At 53.6% G+C, this 22022-nt stretch carries 24 protein-coding genes and 1 tRNA gene; 14 read left to right on the top strand and 11 right to left on the bottom strand.

Annotation, left to right across the window (positions count from 1 at the left end; genetic code table 11):
- The 3 genes from PHX60_RS04795 (at window position 1) to PHX60_RS04785 (ending at window position 2525) form a co-directional block, all read left to right on the top strand.
- Window positions 1-1791, top strand: coding sequence for an acyl-CoA dehydrogenase (locus PHX60_RS04795; protein ID WP_300075373.1), 1791 nt, complete (start codon window positions 1-3; stop codon window positions 1789-1791).
- Between the two features lie 117 nt (window positions 1792-1908).
- Window positions 1909-2205, top strand: coding sequence for a type II toxin-antitoxin system RelE/ParE family toxin (locus PHX60_RS04790; RefSeq protein WP_300075648.1), 297 nt, complete (start codon window positions 1909-1911; stop codon window positions 2203-2205).
- Window positions 2206-2207: 2 nt separating this feature from the next.
- Window positions 2208-2525: an addiction module antidote protein gene (locus PHX60_RS04785; RefSeq protein ID WP_300075371.1), complete on the top strand. Its 318-nt coding sequence runs from the start codon at window positions 2208-2210 to the stop codon at window positions 2523-2525.
- 22 nt (window positions 2526-2547) lie between these two features.
- Here the strand turns inward: PHX60_RS04785 and PHX60_RS04780 are convergent, their stop codons facing one another.
- From PHX60_RS04780 to PHX60_RS04735, 10 genes are all read right to left on the bottom strand, one after another.
- Window positions 2548-3186, bottom strand: a complete 639-nt coding sequence (locus tag PHX60_RS04780; RefSeq protein WP_300075369.1) for a riboflavin synthase — start codon at window positions 3184-3186, stop codon at window positions 2548-2550.
- Between the two features lie 15 nt (window positions 3187-3201).
- On the bottom strand, window positions 3202-4323 hold the full coding sequence (gene ribD, locus PHX60_RS04775) for a bifunctional diaminohydroxyphosphoribosylaminopyrimidine deaminase/5-amino-6-(5-phosphoribosylamino)uracil reductase RibD (protein ID WP_300075367.1): 1122 nt from the start codon (window positions 4321-4323) through the stop codon (window positions 3202-3204).
- 27 nt (window positions 4324-4350) lie between these two features.
- Window positions 4351-4935 (bottom strand): Uma2 family endonuclease, encoded by a 585-nt coding sequence (locus PHX60_RS04770; RefSeq protein WP_300075365.1) that lies wholly within the window; start codon window positions 4933-4935, stop codon window positions 4351-4353.
- Between the two features lie 60 nt (window positions 4936-4995).
- On the bottom strand, window positions 4996-5403 hold the full coding sequence (locus tag PHX60_RS04765) for a type IV pilin protein (RefSeq protein WP_300075364.1): 408 nt from the start codon (window positions 5401-5403) through the stop codon (window positions 4996-4998).
- Window positions 5404-5445: 42 nt separating this feature from the next.
- A complete protein-coding gene (locus PHX60_RS04760; RefSeq protein ID WP_300075363.1) occupies window positions 5446-9507 on the bottom strand; it encodes a PilC/PilY family type IV pilus protein in 4062 nt (1353 codons plus the stop codon).
- Between the two features lie 40 nt (window positions 9508-9547).
- The gene (locus PHX60_RS04755) at window positions 9548-10327 is read right to left on the bottom strand and encodes a PilX N-terminal domain-containing pilus assembly protein (protein ID WP_300075361.1); all 780 of its coding nucleotides are present in this window, start codon (window positions 10325-10327) and stop codon (window positions 9548-9550) included.
- A 40-nt stretch (window positions 10328-10367) separates the two neighbouring features.
- Window positions 10368-11189 (bottom strand): PilW family protein, encoded by an 822-nt coding sequence (locus tag PHX60_RS04750; protein ID WP_300075359.1) that lies wholly within the window; start codon window positions 11187-11189, stop codon window positions 10368-10370.
- Window positions 11190-11321: 132 nt separating this feature from the next.
- On the bottom strand, window positions 11322-11957 hold the full coding sequence (pilV, locus tag PHX60_RS04745; protein ID WP_300075357.1) for a type IV pilus modification protein PilV: 636 nt from the start codon (window positions 11955-11957) through the stop codon (window positions 11322-11324).
- A 14-nt stretch (window positions 11958-11971) separates the two neighbouring features.
- Window positions 11972-12574 carry a GspH/FimT family pseudopilin gene (locus PHX60_RS04740; protein ID WP_300075355.1) on the bottom strand — a complete coding sequence of 201 codons (603 nt, stop codon included), beginning with the start codon at window positions 12572-12574 and terminating at the stop codon, window positions 11972-11974.
- A gap of 75 nt (window positions 12575-12649) precedes the next feature.
- Window positions 12650-12970, bottom strand: a complete 321-nt coding sequence (locus PHX60_RS04735; RefSeq protein ID WP_300075353.1) for a hypothetical protein — start codon at window positions 12968-12970, stop codon at window positions 12650-12652.
- A 166-nt stretch (window positions 12971-13136) separates the two neighbouring features.
- On the opposite strand from PHX60_RS04735, the gene rpsO reads away from it, so the two are divergent.
- On the top strand, window positions 13137-13403 hold the full coding sequence (gene rpsO / locus PHX60_RS04730; protein WP_091452952.1) for a 30S ribosomal protein S15: 267 nt from the start codon (window positions 13137-13139) through the stop codon (window positions 13401-13403).
- Between the two features lie 79 nt (window positions 13404-13482).
- On the opposite strand, the gene PHX60_RS04725 is transcribed toward rpsO, so the two are convergent.
- Window positions 13483-13608 (bottom strand): hypothetical protein, encoded by a 126-nt coding sequence (locus PHX60_RS04725; RefSeq protein WP_300075351.1) that lies wholly within the window; start codon window positions 13606-13608, stop codon window positions 13483-13485.
- Here PHX60_RS04725 and pnp point away from each other — a divergent pair.
- From pnp to nuoF, 10 genes are all read left to right on the top strand, one after another.
- Window positions 13607-15874, top strand: coding sequence for a polyribonucleotide nucleotidyltransferase (pnp, locus tag PHX60_RS04720; RefSeq protein ID WP_300075349.1), 2268 nt, complete (start codon window positions 13607-13609; stop codon window positions 15872-15874). The two genes, PHX60_RS04725 and pnp, sit on opposite strands and share 2 nt — an antisense overlap.
- A gap of 66 nt (window positions 15875-15940) precedes the next feature.
- Entirely contained in the window at window positions 15941-16699 is a 759-nt protein-coding gene (tpiA, locus tag PHX60_RS04715) for a triose-phosphate isomerase (RefSeq protein WP_300075347.1), read from the top strand.
- A gap of 65 nt (window positions 16700-16764) precedes the next feature.
- Window positions 16765-17127: a preprotein translocase subunit SecG gene (gene secG, locus PHX60_RS04710; RefSeq protein ID WP_300075345.1), complete on the top strand. Its 363-nt coding sequence runs from the start codon at window positions 16765-16767 to the stop codon at window positions 17125-17127.
- Window positions 17128-17240: 113 nt separating this feature from the next.
- Window positions 17241-17325, top strand: a tRNA-Leu gene (locus tag PHX60_RS04705).
- A gap of 73 nt (window positions 17326-17398) precedes the next feature.
- Window positions 17399-17758, top strand: a complete 360-nt coding sequence (locus PHX60_RS04700; protein ID WP_300075646.1) for an NADH-quinone oxidoreductase subunit A — start codon at window positions 17399-17401, stop codon at window positions 17756-17758.
- A 36-nt stretch (window positions 17759-17794) separates the two neighbouring features.
- A complete protein-coding gene (locus PHX60_RS04695; protein WP_300075343.1) occupies window positions 17795-18274 on the top strand; it encodes an NADH-quinone oxidoreductase subunit B in 480 nt (159 codons plus the stop codon).
- Window positions 18275-18283: 9 nt separating this feature from the next.
- Entirely contained in the window at window positions 18284-18892 is a 609-nt protein-coding gene (locus PHX60_RS04690; protein ID WP_300075341.1) for an NADH-quinone oxidoreductase subunit C, read from the top strand.
- A gap of 27 nt (window positions 18893-18919) precedes the next feature.
- Window positions 18920-20173, top strand: a complete 1254-nt coding sequence (locus tag PHX60_RS04685; protein WP_300075339.1) for an NADH-quinone oxidoreductase subunit D — start codon at window positions 18920-18922, stop codon at window positions 20171-20173.
- Window positions 20170-20661 (top strand): NADH-quinone oxidoreductase subunit NuoE, encoded by a 492-nt coding sequence (gene nuoE / locus PHX60_RS04680; protein WP_300075337.1) that lies wholly within the window; start codon window positions 20170-20172, stop codon window positions 20659-20661. Before PHX60_RS04685 ends, nuoE begins: the two co-directional genes overlap by 4 nt.
- A complete protein-coding gene (nuoF, locus tag PHX60_RS04675; RefSeq protein WP_300075335.1) occupies window positions 20658-22022 on the top strand; it encodes an NADH-quinone oxidoreductase subunit NuoF in 1365 nt (454 codons plus the stop codon). The genes nuoE and nuoF overlap by 4 nt, the downstream gene beginning before the upstream one ends.

Genomic DNA, 22022 nt, shown 5'->3' with positions numbered 1-22022 from the left:
ATGAGTTACACCGCTCCCGTCAAAGACATGCTGTTTGCCATCGAGCATTTGGCACACTTAGAGCAAATCGCCCAAATCCCCGGTTTTGAAGATGCTGGTTTGGACACTGCCCAAGCGGTGCTAGAAGAATGCGCCAAGTTCAATCAAAACGTGGTGGCTCCGCTCAATTGGGAAAGCGATAAAAATCCCTCTAGCTGGCAAGATGGCAACGTCACCACCTCGCCCGGCTTCAAAGAAGCCTATCGCCAATTCACCGAGGCCGGTTGGCAAGGCTTGCAACACCCGGTAGATTTTGGCGGCCAAGGCTTGCCCAAAGCCATTGGCGCTGCCTGTGCCGAAATGGCCCACAGCGCCAGCATGAGCTTTGCCCTGTGCCCTATGCTGACCGATGGCGCGATTGAAGCCCTGCTTACCGCCGGTTCGGACGAACTCAAAGCCACTTATTTAGAAAAGCTGGTCAGCGGCGAGTGGACAGGCACCATGAACCTGACCGAACCCCAAGCAGGTTCGGATTTGGCGGCCGTACGCAGCCGCGCCCAGCCGCAAGACGATGGCAGCTACAAGGTATTTGGCACGAAAATTTTTATCACCTATGGCGAACACGACCTGGCTGAGAACATCGTCCATCTCGTGCTGGCACGGGTGCAAGGTGCGCCCGAGGGCGTGAAAGGCATCAGCCTGTTTGTGGTGCCCAAGTTCCTCGTCAACGCTGATGGCTCTTTGGGCGCGCGCAATGATGTCGAATGCGTCAGCATCGAGCATAAACTGGGCATCAAGGCCAGCCCTACTGCCGTATTGCAGTTTGGCGACCACGGCGGCGCTATCGGCTATCTGGTGGGCGAAGAAAACCGGGGCTTAGAGTACATGTTCATCATGATGAACTCGGCCCGCTACGCTGTCGGGGTGCAAGGCATTGCCGTGTCTGAGCGCGCCTACCAAAAGGCCGTGCAATACGCCAAAGACCGGGTACAAAGCCGCCCCGTGGATGGCAGCATTAAAGCCAGCGCTGCCATCATCCACCACCCCGATGTACGCCGTATGCTCATGACCATGCGTGCCACCACCGAGGGTTGCCGCGCCTTGGCGATTGTGGCCGCAGGTGCCTACGATGCCGCACACCATCACCCCAACGCCGATACCCGCGCACAAAACACCGCTATCTATGAGTTTTTAGTGCCTTTGGTCAAAGGTTACAGCACCGAGGCCAGCATTGAAGTGACTTCGCTCGGCGTGCAAGTGCATGGCGGCATGGGCTATATCGAAGAAACCGGCGCCGCCCAGTATTTCCGCGATGCCCGTATCCTGACCATTTACGAAGGTACCAGCGCTATCCAAGCCAATGATTTGGTGGGTCGTAAAACCGTGCGCGATGGCGGCCAAACCGCACAAAACATCGCCACGCAAATTGCCCAAACCGAAGTGGACTTGCAAGACAGCGGCACCCCCGCAGCGCTGGCAGTAGCACAAAACCTGCAACAGGCTCGCCAAGCGTTTACCGACGTGGTCGAGTTCATTTTGGCCAACGCCAAGAGCCAGCCCAATGCCGTCTATGCCGGTAGCGTGCCCTACATGATGTTGGCCGGTAATTTGGTTGCTGGTTGGCAATTGGGCCGCAGCCTGTTGGTAGCGCAAGAGCAATTGGCCCACGGCCAAGATGCTGCCTTTATGCAGGCCAAGATTGCCACTGCACAGTTTTACGCCGAGCATATTTTGGTCAAAGCCAGCAGCTTGCGCGATAGCATCGTGCGCGGCGCTGCCAGCGTGACGGCACTGGCCTTAGACGCTTTCTAACGCCAATCGGTTTGGGTGGCACTAGAAAATCAGAAACTGTCTGCTCAAACATTGGATTGCCGGGTTAGCCCAAGAGGTGCAAAGTTTGATTTTGTATCTCATGGGCTACAATCAACCATGCGTGTACGAACGACCGAGCTATACCGGGATTGGATTAACCATCTGAAGGATCGCACAGCTCGGGCGCGGATTCAGGTGCGGGTGGATCGTCTTGCCCACGGCAACCCCGGCCAACACCGCCATCTTAGCCAAGGTCTGTCTGAACTAAAAATTGATGTTGGCCCCGGTTACAGGGTGTATTACACCCAGCGCGGCGACGAGTTAATCATCCTCCTCGTAGGTGGCGACAAATCAAGCCAGCAGGAGGACATTGCGCTTGCCCAAGAACTTGCGCGCAACCTTCAGGAGGAATAAACATGCCCACATCGCACAAAAGCATACCCACTGCTACCAAGACAGTAGCCTACGATATTGCAGAACAGCTGCGTAGCCCTGAAGAAATGGCCGCCTATCTGGATGCTTGGCTCACAGAAGCGCCCGACGACATCACCGGCATTGCCCGTGCTTTAGGCGACATTGCGCGCGCCAAGGGCATGGCCCAAGTGGCCAAAGAAGCCGGGTTGAGCCGCGAAAGTCTCTATAAGGCACTCAGCGAGCATGGTAACCCCAGCTTTGCAACCGTTCTTAAAGTGACCAAGGCACTTGGGGTGCAGTTGCATGCTGGAGTGGCATAAAGGCTGCTTTTGAGGAAAACTCTTAGCCCAGAGGCTGCACCGCTGGTGCGGCCTCTAACATGCGGGCCACATAGCGGGCAATCAAATCCACTTCCAAATTGACTTGGCTACCCACGCGCAAATACTGCAAAGCGGTGTTTTGTACCGTGTGCGGAATCAGATTGATACTCACTTCGCAGCCTTGGGCGCTATCGCTGGTGCGGTTGACCGTCAAGCTTACGCCATTGATAACAATCGAGCCTTTGTAGGCCAAAAAGCGCCCTAACTCTGCTGGGGCCAGTACGCGCAACTCCCAACTTTCGCCCACTGGCCCAAAGTGGGTGACTTGGCCCAAGCCATCCACATGGCCGGACACCAAATGCCCGCCCAGCCGGTCATTGGCGCGCAGGGCTTTTTCTAGGTTGATGGGGCCTTCGGCCGCTAAGCCGGTGGTTTTGTCCAGCGATTCTGCCGAGATGTCGATGGTGAATTGCTGCCGTGCCACGTTGAGCGTGGTCACCGTCATGCAAGCACCATTCAGGGCGATGCTATCGCCCAAGCCTACATCGTCTAAATAGCCCGCTGGGGCGGTAATAGTGAGGCGTTTGCCATGCGATGGCAAATCGCCCAAGGGTTGCACGGCGGCAATCTGCCCCATGCCGGTGATAATTCCAGTAAACATAGGGCCAGATTGTGCCTAAAAATTGGCTCTGCCGGGTGGTCGGGCCAGCAAGCGCATATCAGGCCCCACGCGCTCCACAGCGGTAAACTCCAGCGTTTGCCCCTGTGCCAGTGCCTCCAGTGGCCCCAAATCGCTCATGCCTCTGCCCTGCCCGAGGAGCAACGGTGCCAAATACAGCAACAACTCATCGACCAGCCCAGCACGCAGCAAAGCGCCATTGAGCCGCTGTCCGGCTTCTACATGCAGCTCATTGATGCCGCGCTGGCCCAAGTTGCACAGCATGGCTGCCAAATGGACCCGCCCTTCCGTGTTGGGCAAGGCCACCACCGTGGCCCCTTGCGCTTGCAGCGCCGCTTGGCGTTGTAAAAAATCAGCATCTTGGCTGGCGCTGGTGTAAATCAGCACCGGGCGCGCGGTGGCAAACAGCCGCGCATTGGCGGGCGTTTGCAATTGGCTGTCCACCACCACCACCTGCGGCTGCCGTGGCGTGGCCAACTCGCGCACATCCAAACGTGGGTTATCGGCCAAAATGGTGCCGCTACCGGTGAGGATGGCACAGGCACGCGCGCGCCAAGCGTGGCCGTCGGCGCGCGCTTCGGGCGAGGTAATCCATTGGCTGGTGCCATTGTGCAGCGCCGTGGTGCCATCCAACGAGGCCGCCACCTTCAGGCGCACCCAAGGCGTGCCGCGCACCATGCGGCTTAAAAAACCAATGTTCAGCGCGCGCGATTCAGCGGATCCCGGTCCCACTTCTACCTGTACGCCCGCCGCGCGCAGCCGGGCAAAACCTTGGCCACCCACCAAGGGATTCGGGTCGGCCAGCGAGGCCACCACCCGGCCTATGCCAGCGGCAATCAAGGCATCACAGCAAGGCCCGGTGCGTCCTTGGTGCGCGCAGGGTTCTAGCGTGACGTAGGCGGTAGCGCCACGCACAGCGCGCCCTGCCGCTGCAGCATCGCGCAGTGCCATGATTTCGGCATGGGGGCCACCGGCTTGCTGGGTGTAACCTTGGCCTAGCACTTGGCCAGCGGCATCGGCAATCACGCAACCGACACGCGGATTGGGGTTGGAAAGAAAAAGCGCCTGAGCGGCCAGCTCAAGCGCTTGCGAGATAAAGGGCGCGGATGTTTGCAACATGCCCACCATGTTAGCGTGGTAACGTTCCTATGCCAGCAGCTCCGGCACATCGGCATACACCTCGTGCAAAGGCACGGCAGCCTCCAAACAGTGCAGCGTCAGCACATCGTCCGGCTGGGTGAAGGTGTGGTGCTGCCAACGGCCTTCGTCATCGCGCTGGTACAAATCGGCCTGCACCCGGTCTTGGCGCAGCAAGAGGTACTCGCGCAGGCTGGGCAGCAGGCGGTAGGCGAGCAGCTTTTCAAGCGTGTCGATGCGCTCGGTGCTGGGGGACAGCACTTCTACCAGCAAACAGGGATGGCGACGGTAGTAGGCCGATTCTCGGTCCTTGGGCTGGCAGCTCAGTAGCAGGTCGGGGTAGTAAAAATAGCTCTCGCCATCGTGGTCCACGCGCACCTTCATGTCGGCCATGAAAAGCTGGCACGCTTTGCGGCGTGCCGCAGGCAGCAGCGCCGCGTACAACGAGCCGCCAATTAAGCTGTGTTTATCGCTTGCACCACCCATAGCCACTATTTGGCCCGCCAGATACTCGTGTTTGATGTCGCTGGCCTGCTCGCCATCCAAATAATTCTGAATGCTGGTGGGTGGCTGGGGTTGGGGTAACGATGTCAAGGGTGTTCTCCTGAAAAAAGCCAGGGTGGCACACAGGGGGCAGGCAGCACAGGGGCGCGCTTACTTGCCCCAGCACTCGGTCACAATAGCGCCAGAGGTTACACCCTTGGCACCGCGCAAACCAGCTTGGTCGAGGGTGTAATTGCCGCATTTATCGCCAGTCTGTGCGCCCTTGGGTGTGGCCGTGAGCGTATAGGTGGACCCATCGGCAGACGTGATAGAAATATCGTACCTATCGTTGGGTACCTTTTTGAGATTGTCAGGAAAAGCCGCTGCGAGTGGATAGGTGCCGGTGGCCGTAGCCGCCCGCTCTAGCCACTGCGCCGCTTGCAGCAAGCCCGCCCGCGCTTCAGCCCGGTGCCCACGGCGCACATACTCGGTATAACTGGGGTAGGCAATCGCTGACAAAATGCCAATCACTGCCACCACAATCATCATCTCTATCAGAGTGAAACCTTTTTGCTGCATGGCGCTTGTTTTTGTGGGTATGGTTTGCATCTGGCACTCCAATTACTGAATTTGACGCCAGCTGGGACGCAAAGATTCTTCCGGCATACGGGCCAATTTTTCTTGGTTGTTTTTAGCATCAATGTCCACGCTTTGGTGTCTGCTGGTGCTGATGATAGTGTGTGGCCCCTTGCTCACTTTAGCACGCGAGATGCCGATGTACTTACCGTTGACCAAAACACCATCGCCGTTGGCCATGTCAAATTTTCCATTTTTATCCTTGTCCACCACTTGTACTGAGGGGGCCTTGCCATCCATGATATTGATAAAAGTGCGGAACTGGAGTTCATCATCTGCTGAAGTGAATTCACAGCTTTCCACATTTTCATCAGTAGATGAACCTCTAGCAGGCACTTGTGACCAAACAGTCAGCACGTTGCTGGCATCGTAAAAACCCATAGGCTTAAGTAAGCGTTCACCCGAAGACGGTAAATCAACGTACCAGCCGTTAAATTTAGACCAAGTTTCCTTCTTTAGTTCGTTTTCTGCAGTAGCTGGTTTGATGGCACCATAATCACCACCACCGACTTCCTCAAATTTTTGCTGTGCCAGTTTGGCCGTAACCACCCCTGCACCTAGGGCTGCTGGGGCAGGGATACCTCCACTGCCGCCAGGATGCACTTCTAGGCGCTTGGCTTCGCCAGTGCCAGTTTCTTTGTAACGGGTATTGTCTAACACTGAATAAAGCGTTTGCACATCCACATTACCAGGGTCAGTACGGCTCACGTTGCGGCCTGTACCAAAGGCCACCATCATGCCGCCTACCCGCTCATCTTTAGCAGTGCTTCCGCTACCAGTGATCTTGGTGCGATCATTGGCTCGTACTGTGGGGGGCGCAGAAATAGGTTGAATTTTGGTGCGTGTAGTAGAACCCTGCGCTACTGGCCCTTTGGCAGTAAACAATGGTTCACCACTAAAGGCTACTTTCCAGCTATCAGCGCTAGAGCTGGTGAGGTCAAATTTCCACAAATTGCCCAAGTTGTCGCCAGCATAGACAATATCAGCACGATTATCGCCATTGAGGTCCACCACGCGCGGTGCCCCTAGGCCGTTGTCGGCAGCCAATCCGGTGCCAGGTGTTGGTACTTTATCTGGCTTGGTGCTGTCTTCCACCACAGGAATACGCTTTAGCTTTTTGTCTCCATCCAGATACTGAATAAGCAGCACCGGGCGTTGGTTGGTGCTGTTATAGCCATTGCCCAGTATCACTGCCCAGCGGTTATCATTCATGCGTGTAATCTGGTTGGTACGCATCAAATCATTATCATCTGATACGGGTTTTGCGCTAATGTGACCAATATCCCTTTCTTCTTTACAGAAATTTTTAAGTGTTGCGTTAGATATGTCATCACAATTAGGCGCAATCTCGGAAGATCCACGAGTGCGGTCTAATTTTACCAATTGGGATGCATTGGTTTCCGAAAAACCAGCCACACCAGAAACGGTGTTGGCAGTGGGGTTGGTTACGTCTAACACAAAATAACCTTTTCCACCCAGTCCCAGCGTTCCTACCAGCAGTGTGCGCCAATTGGGGGTATAAGCATCGTAGCCTTCAGCCTTCGGATCTTGTTTCCCCCCATTCATATCGACATCCCCAGTCATAGGAGAACCATCGACAAAATATTTATGTGATTCGTTGTATTGAGGGTGCGTTAAGTATGTTAGGTTAGGAAGAACACCTCGGGGCACATAGGCTATTTTTTCCTCGCCATCCTTAGCGGCAAAACCATGCAACATGCCATCATTGCCACCCACATACAGCATTCCGGGACGACCGCTGTGGTTACGCACAAAATCTGTATAACCTTTAAGCAGGTAATCGGCTGAGGGGGCACCAGTGTACCATACATCTGAGTTTACAATATCACCTTGACGACTTTGGCGCTGGCGGAAAGGCTTGCCATCACCTTCTAGGCTTTGATCACCACGAACGTAGTTTAATCGTTGTTGTCCTTTAGTAGCACCCTCGTCGCTTCCACTGATATTTTTTTGTAACCAAATTTTTTGTGCTGTACTGAGATAACTCTCATCAGAGGCCCATTTGAAAGGTACTCCTCCTTTGTATTCAGTGCTGCTCCATTTATCACTCCAGCTTAATATAAAACGGGTAGTAACATCGCTAAGGGCATCGAGTTTATCAGCCGTAGTTTTTCCACCCCAATTCGGATCGGTCACTGTGGTGCCATCAGGCTTAACTCGATCGGCAGTAACGGCCCCTTTCCACCCGTTTTTTGGCTCGTAAGATGCCGTGTATTTACCAACTTCGCTGCGTGAAACATTCGAACCACTGGTAGCGCTGGCACTGAGTTCTGGGTCAACGTTGCTATTAATAGTTTTTACAATCTGGCGGAAAGCTTCTTTGAGGTCTTCGCCTTCTTCTACGGCATAAAACTGCCCACGCCCATTGATGGCTGCGTGCCACATATCTTCTTCTGATTGTTCGATGGAGTACCACTGTGCTCGACCAGCGGCATAATCGGCAAAGCTACCGTCGTAACCATAGGGCATATTGCTGGAAGGCTTAATTAAATTTCCACTATTACCATTATTGGTAGTTGCATCTGTACTGTTAGCTTTAGTAGGGCCATCGAGATAATAAAAAAGCCCAGTTGTACTACCCCCGTAGTTTTTGGCTCCTGTGGTGCCTTCACGCCAATACTTACCGATATTGCCGGCAGTTTGGCTGCTTGTTCCCATAGGCCTGTATTGTTCTGAGGGGAGAGATGCCTTGCTAAAACCAATGGTAAAAGTGATCATGTGTGCCCAAGTAGCAGGGTTGTAGCGTGGATTCCAGTATTTTTCGAGTGTTGCGGTTTTTTTTGTTTTCGGATTTGTAAAGGTTTCTGTTGGGCTGGCTTTTTCGTACTCAGGCAAAGGTGCTACTTCACCGTCTAAATCTTCTTTGGCTTGCAAACGCACGGCCCAACTTTTGAAAGTCCAATCTGAAAGCGTGCTAATCAGTCCTGGGCGGCGTGACCCATTGTCTTGTATGTCTGTGCATCGATTAACCCATTTGGGTTTAGATTGTGTGCCAGTATTAACTATTGTAAAAGTTCTGCATGGCCTATAGCCTTCGTGCCAGCTGCTGTAAGTCAGATAGTCGATGTCACGGTAAATCCAAGTGTTTGGGTTGTCTCTGCTGTACGGCGTGCCATCGGGCAAGACAAAGCCAGGATAATCTTGTGGATCTTCGCGTGGGTCAATGCCCAGAGGATCTGGAAGTTGATCAGTGCCAGATTTGGCTGGAGTAGCTGCACGCTTACCATAGGCTTTGAAAGTTTTTGAGTCTTGGTTATCAAAATTGATAGGATCTGTGTTGATATCTTCCTTAGGATTATCCCAATTTGTACCTTGATTATAGGGTGAAGATGAGTTGAAATACGTTCCCCCAGGGCCATAGTAGTCACCATTCCAGCCACCGTCAGTGAGTAGAATGTGATAATTTCGGCGGCAGCCCAAAGGCTTTCCGTTTTCTCCGTTGAGTGTTTCTCCGGGCTTGCTAGCCCAAGGGCCGTTTTGGTGCAACGGGGCGCGCATGTACTCATCTGCACGTTTCACCATTTTATGCGTAGGGGTAGATGTGCAGGTTTCGTAGTTTTGCGCGTACTCAATAAAATTGGTCCGGTGGGTGTTATCCAGCAAGCGTATGGTGTTTGCAGCGGTAGTGCTTGCGGCGCTAGTGCCCAGTGTTGTAAAACTCAGTCCTTCGACCGAAGTGCAGTTACCTAAGGACTGCCAGGCCAAACGAATTTTTTCATCTGGTAATAAGGTGGTGTCGCTGAAAACGACCTGTAGAGCTTCTTGTAAGACTTGAACGCGGGTCTTGGTGTATGGGTTGGTGTCCTTATGGTATGCTTTGCTAGGATTTGTTAATACCATGTCTTTTGCATCCATACTGGTCGAATCATCCAACGAGAGGATAACATTGGGGGCTACATAAGGCATTACAGTACCTGGCGGTGCCTGCATCAAATCTAGCGCCCATACTCCATGTGGGGCCAGTGCCGCACCAGCGGCCAAAGCAATTAAATGTTTACGGAAGCGGGGGGCAGCGGTGCGGGGCATGGCGTGCTCCTTTAATAAAATAATGGTTAAATGCAAAAAATCAATCTTTACGCATTTGGCGTGCGTAGGTTTGTTGCAACACTGCCATCGTGCCAGGCTTGCGGCCATAGGCTAGGGCGGTTATGCGGTACACCACATTGGGCGTTAAGTTCAAACGGAGCAGGTTATTGGCATTGGCATTGCTACGTACAATCAAACCATCATTTTTGCTGCTTTCGTCATAGCGCAAAATTTCAATCCAATACCAACCACCTGCATCATCTGCGCTGCGGTCGGCTAAAATGGGGTTGGCTTTGCCATTTTCGCCCGCAGTGGCTCCGGTAAAATCGCCATAGCGTGCGCCAATAGTAGCCTTGGTCATTTCTTTAAGTTTAACTTCACCGGTTTTTAAATCGGTAGGCGCAGGGCTTGTGCTGTCGGTATAGTTCCAAAAATCTTGTCGCCCGGCACGTTTAGCACACAAGCCATAGCTACATTGCGTAGTTTTGGTATTCAGCATGGCCAGCAGCGGCGTTACGTCTTGGCCTTCTAAGGGTATTTTGGGTGCGCCGCTTACCCGGTCGCGGCAGTTGGTGCCCGTGCAAGGCGTACCATCGGCATTTTCTCCCCGAATATCCAATTCAGCATCTTGCAGCAGCGTTTGCGCGGCTTCAAAAGCACGTTGATAATCGGCATCATTGCCCACCACCAACTCATTAAACATGGAGGTGCGTGAGCCCCACAAGGCCAACAGCATCGACAGCATCACAAACACAATCACCACAAACAGTGCCACGCCCTGTTGCTGTGCGCGCAAACGCCGGGGGAGGGCAATAGGCATAAGCATCTTTGCTTGCATCATGGCTTTTATCTATCCAAAGTTAAAGCACTGAGCCAATCAGCCCTTGGCTACGCAATTGAAACACGTTGTGAAATGCTATGTGCATACGCCGGGCGCGTTTTCCGGTCAGGGTACTCATATCCACTGTGCTACCATCGCAATCAATATAGTTGCTGCCACTGGGTAAATCCATCGCTTCTGTGCCATAAAATACCAAACACACTTCTACCGCTTGCACCTGCCCCCAGCTGGTCACGCCGCTGGCATTCACAGTTTTCAGGGTCGGTATGCCGGGGGTGGTAGTATTGTCTTGCACGATATAACGAACCTGAAAATTGGCTACATTGTCAGCAATGGGTTGTGCTGCGGCACCATTACCTGCACAGCGCAATACACCGGGCTTAGTGGGGTCAGGGTCTAATGCAAACACGCTTTCTAGACGCACATGGGGGCTATTATCTGCCGGGCCGCCTACGCAATTGCGTACCAAGGCTTGCTCTGTGCTGCTACCAAACACTGGCTCGGTGTAACGGCGCGAACCTGCCGTTAAACTGACGGGGGAGTCTGTTCCACCCAAGGTATTGATGGCAGGGTTAAAGCTCTCCATTGAGTTGGCGCTCGAGATTGCTGTTTCAAATGCTACCGGTATCAAGTAAGTTTCAGCCGCCGCCGTGGTGCCCGGATCGAGGTTAAGCCGCATAGAACCTGCTTGGCGCAATTGCAGGCCCATTACGCGCAGCACGTAAGCTGCTTGCTGTTGGATACCGCTGGCATCACCGACCGTGCCCGTAACTCCGCGCGATACCATCAGCGCCCCCATTGCCACCGCCACCACCAGCAAACCCACAGCAATACCGATCATTAGTTCGATTAACGAAACACCGTATTGCCCTAGTAAACGCCTTCTGGATGCTGGGATAGAATTTGGCCGACCAAAAAACTGGGGATGCTCTGTCTGCTGCATGGGGATGGCCCTCAATGGATAAAGCATTTTTCAAGCCCCCGGACAATAATATAAAGAGGCACTAGAGCCGGGGGTGTAGGGCGCACACCGTCCAACCACTGGGATATATTGCACATGGCAAGTAAAACCATCTGGACAAGAGGCCGCTGTGCCTCCCATGCTTTTGAATGTGCTGCCGTCCTTAAATTTAGTAGCATCCATGCTGTCTTTAAAGTTGGCATCCGCATCGGCACGTTCATTTTGCCGCCAAGCCAACATGACCCCCAGTTGGCGCGTACCAGCACCAGATTCTGGAATAAAAATGCTGGCTTGGCCTAGTGGTAAGGCTTGGCGTACCGCTCTTTTCCAAACGGCTAAATCGTAGCTGGCCTGCTGGGCTGGGTTGCAGCCAGTGCTGCAACTACCTACGGTGGGGTTGTTGTTAAAATCAGAGACATACGCATTGATATTGGCCAGCGCATTCGGGTTGACTTTCATGCGCTCGCTCAAATCTTCAATCAAGCGAATCGCTTGGGCGCGGCGCACGGTGGTCGAGGTATCGGTCAGGGTACGCATTTGCACCCCCAAAATACCCAAAATACCCAAAGAAGCAATTACAATCGCAATTAAAGACTCGATGAGTGTAATGCCACGTTCAAATGGAGCAGATTTTGTCATAGGCTGCATAAGATGCTGCGGGTTCAACTGGCGGTGCATGGCAGTTTCTCTGAAGGAATAATATGCACCCGTCCACCAGAACTCATACACACGCCGCGTGCGCTGGTGTTAGAAATGCTTTTACCCTTGGGCGTTAAGTTAAATCCGACCCAAGTGCCACTCACCAGCCCCCAGCGGTTCAGCTTGATGGTTGCACCACTGGATGATGTGCGCTGCACTTCTATTTGGCTGGGCGTGTCATAGCGCTGGAGTACCGTCTCGGTGCTTTCACAGCTGCCATTGTCATTAAGGTCGTGGCAAACAAACCAGCCACAACCCCAAGATGCAGTGGTACTGGCCGTGGTGCAGCCGTTGGTGTTGTTGGGCAGTTTTTCGACCACCACCTGTCCGCCGCGCTTAATGGCTTCAGAGCGGGCATAGTAAAGTGACGATTGCAGCTGCTCTGCCGCTTGGCGCACGCGCCAGCCCTCTATCAGGGGGGTAAAACTGGGTGCCGCCAAGGCCATCAGCACCGCCATGATGGCTACGGTCACCATCAGTTCGATGGCTGTAAAACCTCCCGCCCATCGGGGTGCCAACGAAAAGCGCCATGCCAAGCGGGTTGAAGAAGTGCCGTACTGTGTCATAAAGCCATGCTAACGGCAGTTGCGTTGGCTTGGAAGCCTATACCGACGAATGGCACGCTGGCTCAGACAAACGGTTTAACGCCGGGTGTAACCCAAGCACGCCCCGGCATCAGGGCGGCCCCGGCATTCGCGGCGCAAGCGTTGTTCGCGCTCTTTGGGGCTTTCTTCCGAGCTGCTGCGCTGGGTTCGCATCCGAACGTTGGTCTTTTGCGGCTTACTGGCTGTGGCGCTACTCGGCTGGCCATCGCGTGTTGTCGCTTGCACAGGGGCCATCTGGCCGCCCCAGGCAATGCACAGCACAGCGGCCCACAGCAGCCAGCGGCCTAGACGCGCCCCAGCACCAAGCTTGCCGCCAGAAGGTAAAAAACAGACACAGGACAAACGGTTGGCATTCACTGGAATAGCTCCTCAAAAAAAGGGATACAGGTGGGCTGTTGGCTCGGTTATAATAGAAAGGCTTTGCATGTCGCAAGGCGCACGTCAGCCACGCTTCCAGTGGTTCACGCAAGTCAACTCGCAGCCATTTTGCAAGCAAAATGGTTCGCAATTCAGGAAATTTCCAATGATCGCATCCTCCATCAAGGCCGAAGTTGTCAAGGCCAATGCCCGTTCTGCCACCGATACCGGTAGCCCCGAAGTGCAAGTCGCCCTGCTCACCGCCCGCATCAACGAGCTAACCCCCCACTTCAAAACCCACGCCAAGGACCACCACGGTCGCCGTGGTCTGCTGCGTATGGTTAGCCGCCGCCGCAAGCTGCTCGACTACCTCAAGGCCAAAGACAGCGACCGCTACGTTGCGCTCATCGCCAAGCTGGGTCTGCGTAAGTAAGCCTACGCCCTTGTGATTTTGCAAAACGCCTGGGTTAGCGTGCTAGCTCAGGCGTTTTTTACTTTGCCGGTGTCCGCTGTCAGAGCGAAGCTGTGTCATTCCACTGAAATTCCGCGTGCGGCTTCACTGGAATGGCATCGTGTTCTGGATGGTTCACTGGCTCTTGCTGGCCGCTGTAGGTCAGTGTTTTTTTAGGAGCAAGCATGAGCATTTTTAACAAAGTCACCAAAACTTTCCAATGGGGTGACAAAACCGTCATCATGGAAACCGGCGAAATCGCCCGCCAAGCCACCGGTGCGGTGCTGGTCAACATCGACGACACCGTGGTGCTGGCCACCGTGGTAGCTTCCAAAGGCTCCAAACCCGGCCAAGATTTCTTCCCGCTCACCGTCGATTACATCGAAAAGGCGTATGCCGCAGGCAAAATCCCCGGTAGCTTTTTCAAGCGCGAAGCCAAACCCAGTGAGTTGGAAACCCTGACCAGCCGCCTGATTGACCGCCCCATTCGCCCCTTGTTCCCCGAAGGCTTCTACAACGAAGTCCATTTGGTTGTTCATACGCTGTCGCTCAACCCCGAAGTCGATGCCGATATTGCCGCCCTGATTGCTTCTAGCGCCGCGCTGGCTATTTCGGGCATTCCGTTTGCTGGCCCAATTGGTGCTGCCCGCGTGGGTTATATCAACGGCGAATACGTCCTCAACCCCGGTCAAACCGCGCGCAAAAATAGCCAGATGGATTTGGTAGTCGCGGGCACCGAGGCCGCTGTGCTGATGGTCGAATCCGAAGCGCAACAGCTGTCCGAAGAAATTATGCTGGGTGCCGTGGTGTTTGGCCACGAGCAAGGCAACATCGCTATCAACGCCATCCATGAATTGGTGCGCGATGCGGGCAAACCCGTTTGGGACTGGAGTGCCCCACCCAAAGACGAGGCACTCATCGCCAAAGTCACCCAGTTTGCCGAAGAAAAACTGCGCGCTGCCTACCAAATTCGCAACAAGCAAGCCCGCACCCACGCCTGCCGCGAGGTTTACGCCGTGGTGATGGCCGATTTGGCCGAAGCCGGTATCACCTTTGATAGCGTCAAGGTAGAAAATATCTTGTTCGATATTGAAGCGCGTTTGGTACGCGGTCAAATTTTGGCTGGCGAGCCACGCATTGATGGCCGTGATACCCGCACCGTGCGCCCGATTGAAATCCGCAACAGTGTGTTGCCGCGCACCCACGGATCTAGCCTGTTCACCCGTGGCGAAACCCAAGCCTTGGTGATTACCACCTTGGGCACTGAGCGCGATGCCCAGCGCATTGACGCTTTGGCTGGTGAATACGAAGACCGTTTCATGCTGCACTACAACATGCCTCCCTTTGCCACCGGCGAAGTCGGTCGCATGGGCAGCACCAAGCGCCGCGAAGTCGGTCACGGTCGTTTGGCCAAGCGTGCGCTGGTGGCCGTGTTACCCAACAAAGAAGAATTTCCTTACACCATGCGCGTGGTGTCCGAAATCACCGAATCCAATGGCTCCTCGTCGATGGCTTCTGTCTGTGGTGGCTGTTTGGCGCTGATGGATGCCGGTGTGCCCATGAAAGCCCATGTGGCCGGTATTGCGATGGGGCTGATTAAAGAAGACAACCGTTTTGCCGTCCTGACCGACATCTTGGGCGATGAAGACCATTTGGGTGACATGGACTTCAAGGTAGCTGGCACTACCGCTGGCATCACCGCGCTGCAAATGGACATCAAAATCCAAGGCATCACCAAAGAAATCATGCAAGTAGCGCTGGCCCAAGCCAAAGAAGCGCGCCTGCATATTTTGGGCAAAATGCAAGAAGCCGTGGGCGAAGCGCGCACGGAGGTGTCCAGCTTTGCGCCCAAGCTCTACACCATGAAAATCAACCCGGAAAAAATCCGGGATGTGATTGGCAAGGGCGGTTCGGTGATTCGCGCCCTGACCGAAGAAACCGGTTGCCAAATCAACATCGAAGAAGACGGCACCATCACCATTGCTGCCGCCGAAGCTTCCAAGGCCGACGAAGCCAAGCGCCGCATTGAGCAAATTACCGCCGAAGTCGAAATTGGCAAAATCTACGAAGGCCCAGTCACCAAGGTGCTGGATTTTGGTGCCCTCATCAACCTGATGCCCGGCAAAGATGGTTTGTTGCACATCAGCCAAATTGCCCACGAGCGCGTCGAGCGCGTCAGTGACTACCTGACTGAAGGCCAAATCGTCAAAGTCAAGGTCATGGAAACCGACGAAAAAGGCCGCATCAAGCTGTCCATGAAGGTTCTGACCGAGCGCCCCGCCTACACCGAGCGCGCCGAACGTCCTGCCTACGCCGAGCGTGGTGAACGCACTGAGCGTTCTGAACGCCACGAACCGCGCCGTGAGGCCCCCGTAGCGCGCGAGCCACAGCCAGAAGCTGTACCCGCGTTGCAACAGGCAGCTACCCCAGCCACGCCCGACGCACAGGCATAAACCTAAGCGCTGGCCCGGTGCCAGCGCTGGCTCCTCTCCTTTGGCATTTTGTTTTCAAAAATTTCCATGAACAAAAAACTGATTGCAGGCAACTGGAAAATGAACGGCAGCTTGGCTGCCAACGAGGCACTGTTGCAGGCGGTGGTGGCGGGTTTACCTGCCAGCTTGGCCTGTGAAGTGGCGGTGGCCGTACCTGCGCCCTATTTGGCGCAAGTGCAGTCTTTGGTTGCCGGTGCTGCGGTGGCGGTGGCCGCGCAAGACGTGTCTGCCCACGAAGCTGGTGCCTACACCGGAGAGGTCTCTGCGGCCATGTTGCGCGATTTTGCCGTGCGCTACGCCTTGGCGGGTCACTCTGAGCGCCGCCAATACCACGGCGAAACCGATCACATCGTGGCCTTAAAAACCCAGCGCGCCTTGGCCGCTGGCATTACGCCCATTGTGTGTGTGGGTGAAACTTTGGCCGAGCGCGAAGCCGGTCAAACCGAAGCCGTGGTTAAACGCCAATTGGCTGCGGTCATTCACCTCAACGGCCACTGCATTAGCGAAGTGGTGGTTGCTTATGAACCGGTGTGGGCTATTGGTACTGGCAAAACCGCCACGCCCGAGCAAGCCCAGCAAGTTCATGCCGTGCTACGGGCGCAGTTGGCCGCCGCCAGCGATAAAGCCGCACGCATTCGCTTGCTCTACGGTGGTAGCATGAATGCTGCCAATGCAGCGCAATTGCTGGCCCAACCCGACATTGACGGTGGCCTGATTGGTGGTGCAGCCCTGAAAGCAGCAGACTTTTTGCAAATTGTGGCCGCCGCCCAGTCTCAGGCTAACTAATCCCACTGGCTGATTCCATTGGTGGTAACAGCCAAGCTGGGCTATTGAATGAGGAGTTGATGACGATGAATGTGTTGGTGAATGTAATTTTGGGCGTGCAGATGCTGGCCGCACTGGCCATGATTGGCCTGATTCTGATACAGCACGGCAAAGGGGCTGACATGGGTGCAGCGTTTGGCAGTGGTGGTTCAGGCAGCTTGTTTGGGGCCAGTGGCAGTGCTAACTTTCTGTCGCGTACTACCGCAGGCTTGGCCGCCACTTTTTTTGTGTGTACGCTGGCACTGGCCTACTTTGGTAACCTGCGCCCTGCTACTTCTGGCAGCGTCTTAGAAGGGCCTGCCGCTGCGATTCCTAGTGCTACCACGGTACCTGCACCGGCAGTACCTGCCCCTGCACCCGAAGGATCCGCACAGATTCCTGCAAAATAATGTCTTTCCGTGGCTTTTCAAGCCCGGAAGTCAATTTTTTCAGGTTAGAATTACGGACTGTCTGGGTCAGCAAACAAAAGTTCCTCAAGCCAGCCCAGACAATACAAAAAAAAGCCGTCGTGGTGAAATTGGTAGACACGCTATCTTGAGGGGGTAGTGGCGAAAGCTGTGCGAGTTCGAGTCTCGCCGACGGCACCAAACAAACAAACCTGTGGTCATCGCTGCTTTGCAGCTGTGGCTACGCGGTTCAAGCGGTGAGCGCATCCAGAAGATGAACCTCGATCAATATCTCCCCGTTCTTCTGTTCATCTTGGTAGGCGTAGCGGTAGGTGTTATTCCGCTCGCACTGGGCTATATTCTTGGCCCCAACAGACCAGATGCTCAAAAAAATTCCCCCTACGAGTGCGGTTTTGAAGCCTTCGAAGACGCTCGTATGAAGTTCGATGTCCGCTATTATTTGGTGGCCATTCTCTTCATTCTTTTCGACCTCGAAATTGCCTTCCTGATTCCTTGGGCAGCTTCGCTGCACGATGTAGGCATGACAGGCTTTATCGCCGTCCTGATCTTTTTGGCAGTTTTGGTGGTAGGTTTTGCCTACGAGTGGAAAAAAGGCGCCCTAGACTGGGAATAAGTCTAGCAACAAGTCATTTGCACAAGGATAGAGGCCATGATTGAAGGCGTAATGAAAGAAGGCTTTGTGACCACGAGTTTCGACTCGGTGGTCAATTGGGCCAAAACAGGATCGTTGTGGCCCATGACCTTCGGTCTGGCCTGCTGTGCTGTCGAAATGATGCACGCTGCTGCTGCACGTTACGATATTGGTCGTTTTGGTGCCGAAGTATTTCGTGCCAGTCCACGCCAATCCGATTTGATGATTGTTGCTGGTACGCTGTGCAATAAAATGGCCCCCGCTCTGCGTAAAGTTTACGACCAAATGTCTGAACCACGCTGGGTATTGTCGATGGGTTCTTGTGCCAATGGTGGTGGTTATTACCATTACAGCTATTCTGTGGTGCGCGGTTGCGATCGTATCGTACCGGTCGATGTCTATGTGCCCGGTTGTCCTCCGACTGCAGAAGCTTTGATTTATGGAATCATCCAGCTGCAGCAAAAAATCCGCCGAACCAACACTATTGCGCGTGCTTGAAAGGGTGTCATGACCGTTGTTGCTGTTGCCCCGGAAAAAATCAAGGAAGCCGTTATTGCTGCCTTAGGCAAAAGAGTGCGCCAAATACAGGTAGCTCTGGGTGAAGTTACGCTTCTGGTAGAAGCGGATGTTTATTTAGAATCTATGCGTTTGCTGCGAGAAGCGCCGGGATGCAAGTTTGAGCAGCTGATAGATTTGTGTGCCGTAGATTATTTTGCCTACCATGATGCCGTCTGGGAGGGGCCACGCTATGCGGTGGTATCCCATTTGCTGTCGGTCAGCTTAAACCAACGCCTGCGCGTCAAAGTTTTTTGCCCCGATGATGACCTGCCCATAGTCGCCTCGCTCACTTCGATGTGGGAAGGTGCCGGTTGGTTTGAGCGCGAAGCGTTCGATTTGTTTGGTGTGCTGTTTGAAGGCCATACCGATTTGCGCCGCATCCTGACCGATTATGGTTTTGTCGGCCATCCTTTCCGTAAAGATTTTCCACTATCTGGCTATGTTGAAATGCGCTACGACAATGAGCAGCGCCGTGTTATTTACGAGCCTGTCAGTGTCGAGCCACGCGAAATCACCCCCCGTATCATCCGTGAAGATAAATATGGAGGCCTGCACTAAGGCGTTTTGAGCCTTTTGTGATAAATCATGGCTGAAATTAAAAACTATTCCCTCAACTTTGGTCCCCAGCACCCTGCGGCACACGGCGTGCTGCGTTTGGTGTTGGAGCTAGATGGCGAAGTCGTGCAGCGTGCTGATCCGCACATTGGTTTGCTGCACCGTGGTACCGAAAAACTGGCCGAGCACAAAACATTTATCCAGTCCTTGCCCTATATGGATCGGCTGGATTATGTGTCCATGATGTGCAACGAACATGCTTATTGTTTAGCCATCGAAAAGCTGCTGGGCATTGAAGTACCTTTGCGCGCCCAATATATCCGGGTAATGTTCTCCGAAATCACGCGCTTGCTCAATCACCTGATGTGGTTGGGTTCGCACGGCAACGATTGCGGCAGCTCTACCATCCTGATTTATACCTTCCGTGAACGTGAAGACCTGTTTGATATGTACGAGGCCGTCTCTGGAGCCCGTATGCACGCAGCGTACTTCCGTCCAGGGGGCGTTTATCGTGATTTGCCGGATACCATGCCGCAGTACAAGGCGAACAAAATTCGCAACGGCAAAGCTATTGACGATTTAAATCAAAATCGCCAAGGTTCTTTACTGGACTTTATTGACGACTTCACTCAGCGCTTCCCCGCTTGTGTTGACGAATACGAAATTCTATTGACAGACAATCGTATCTGGAAACAGCGTACCGTGGGCATTGGTGTCGTACAGCCAGAACGTGCTATCAATTTGGGCATGACTGGCCCGATGTTGCGTGGTTCTGGAATTGCGTGGGATTTGCGTAAAAAGCAACCCTACGATGCCTACGATCGTGTGGATTTCGATATTCCTGTCGGTGTCACGGGTGATTGCTACGACCGTTATTTGGTGCGCGTAGAAGAAATGCGCCAATCTAACCGTATCATCAAGCAATGCGTCGATTGGTTGCGCGCTAATCCCGGCCCAGTGATTACCGATAACCACAAAGTAGCACCGCCTAGCCGCGAATCCATGAAAACCAACATGGAAGAGTTGATTCACCATTTCAAGCTCTTCAGCGAAGGTTTTCATGTACCCGAAGGCGAAGCCTATGCTGCTGTGGAGCATCCTAAAGGCGAGTTTGGTATCTACTTGGTCAGTGATGGTGCCAACAAGCCCTATCGCTTGAAAATTCGCGCTCCCGGTTTTGTGCATTTATCCACCCTCGATGAAATGTCGCGTGGTCACATGTTGGCCGACGTTGTCGCCATTATTGGCACTATGGATATCGTGTTCGGAGAGATTGACCGATGATTTCTGAAGCGACAAAAGAACGCTTTGCGCGTGAAGTAGCTAAATACCCACCCGAGCAGAAACAATCTGCTGTCATGGCTTGCCTGTCGATTGTGCAGCAAGAACAAGGCTATGTCAGTGAGGCCAGCGAAGCCGTCATTGCTGAATACTTGGGTATGCCACAGATTGCGGTTCATGAGGTAACCACTTTCTATAACATGTACAACCAGCAACCAGTGGGCAAGTACAAGTTGGCGGTTTGTACCAATTTACCTTGTTTATTGCGTGATGGTGGTAAAGCCCTAGAGCATTTAGAACATAAACTGGGTATCTCTATGGGAGACACCACAGCAGACGGCCTGTTTACCTTGCAGCAATGTGAGTGTTTGGGTGCTTGTGCTGACGCACCTGTCATGTTGGTCAATGACCGTAATATGTGCAGTTTCATGGGCAATGACAAGTTAGACCAGTTGGTCGATAGCTTGCGTGCTGTGGAGGGTAAGCAATGACAACCAATGCAGCAGCTGCCAAGATTTTGGCCCAATTTCAAGCTGCGGGTGTTGAAACCTGCTTTCATGACCGCCATATCGAACCGCAAATTTATGCCGATTTGAATGGCTCCAATTGGAGTATCAAAGATTACGAAGCCCGTGGCGGTTATCAGGCTTTGCGTAAAGTATTGGGTAAAGATGGTGCTGAAGGCTTAAGCCAAGACCAGGTCATTGCTACCGTCAAAGAGTCTGGTTTGCGTGGTCGTGGTGGTGCTGGCTTTCCTACTGGCCTCAAGTGGAGCTTCATGCCACGCCAGTTTCCGGGCCAAAAATACCTCGTTTGTAACTCAGACGAAGGTGAGCCGGGTACCTGCAAAGACCGTGACATTCTGATGTACAACCCTCATATTGTCATTGAGGGTATGATTATTGCTGCCTATGCTATGGGTATCAGCGTGGGCTTCAACTACATCCACGGCGAGATTTTTCAAGTTTACGACCGCTTTGAAGCAGCCCTAGAAGAAGCCCGAGCGGCAGGTTATTTGGGTAATAATATCCTTGGAAGTTCTTTCAGCTTTCAGCTTCATGCCCACCACGGTTTTGGTGCTTATATTTGTGGCGAAGAAACCGCACTGATTGAATCCATTGAAGGCAAGAAAGGCCAGCCACGCTTTAAGCCACCATTCCCAGCAAGTTTTGGTGTGTATGGCAAGCCCACTACCATCAATAACACCGAAACGTTTGCGGCTGTTCCTTGGATTATTCGCCACGGTGGTGCAGCTTATCTGGCCTGTGGCAAACCCAACAACGGTGGCACTAAGATTTTCTCGGTCAGTGGCGATGTGCAGCGTCCGGGTAATTATGAAGTGCCTATGGGCACGCCATTTTCTAAACTGCTAGAGTTGGCAGGTGGTATGCGTCCGGGTCGTCAACTCAAAGCCGTGATTCCGGGTGGTTCGTCGTCTCCGGTATTGCCTGCTTCTATCATTATGGAATGCACGCTGGATTACGACTCCATTGCCAAAGCGGGTTCCATGTTGGGTTCTGGTGCCGTCATTGTGATGGATGATACCCGCTGCATGGTTGAATCGCTCAAGCGTTTGTCGTATTTTTATATGCACGAATCTTGTGGTCAATGCACCCCTTGCCGCGAAGGTACTGGCTGGCTCTGGCGCTTGGTCGATCGCATTCACCGTGGTGATGGTCGCGCGCAAGATTTGGAAGTGCTGGATTCAGTGGCGAGTGATATTATGGGGCGCACCATTTGTGCGTTGGGTGATGCGGCGGCGATGCCGGTGCGTGCCATGATTAAGCATTTCCGTCCCGAATTCGAGGCGTTAATCCAGAAAAAATCCACGCAGGCGGTAGCTTCTGCCTGA

Source organism: Giesbergeria sp. (assembly GCF_028686475.1).
GTDB lineage: Bacteria > Pseudomonadota > Gammaproteobacteria > Burkholderiales > Burkholderiaceae_C > Simplicispira.
Note: the sequence above shows the minus strand (reverse complement) of the source record. Positions and strands in the feature narration are given on the sequence as shown.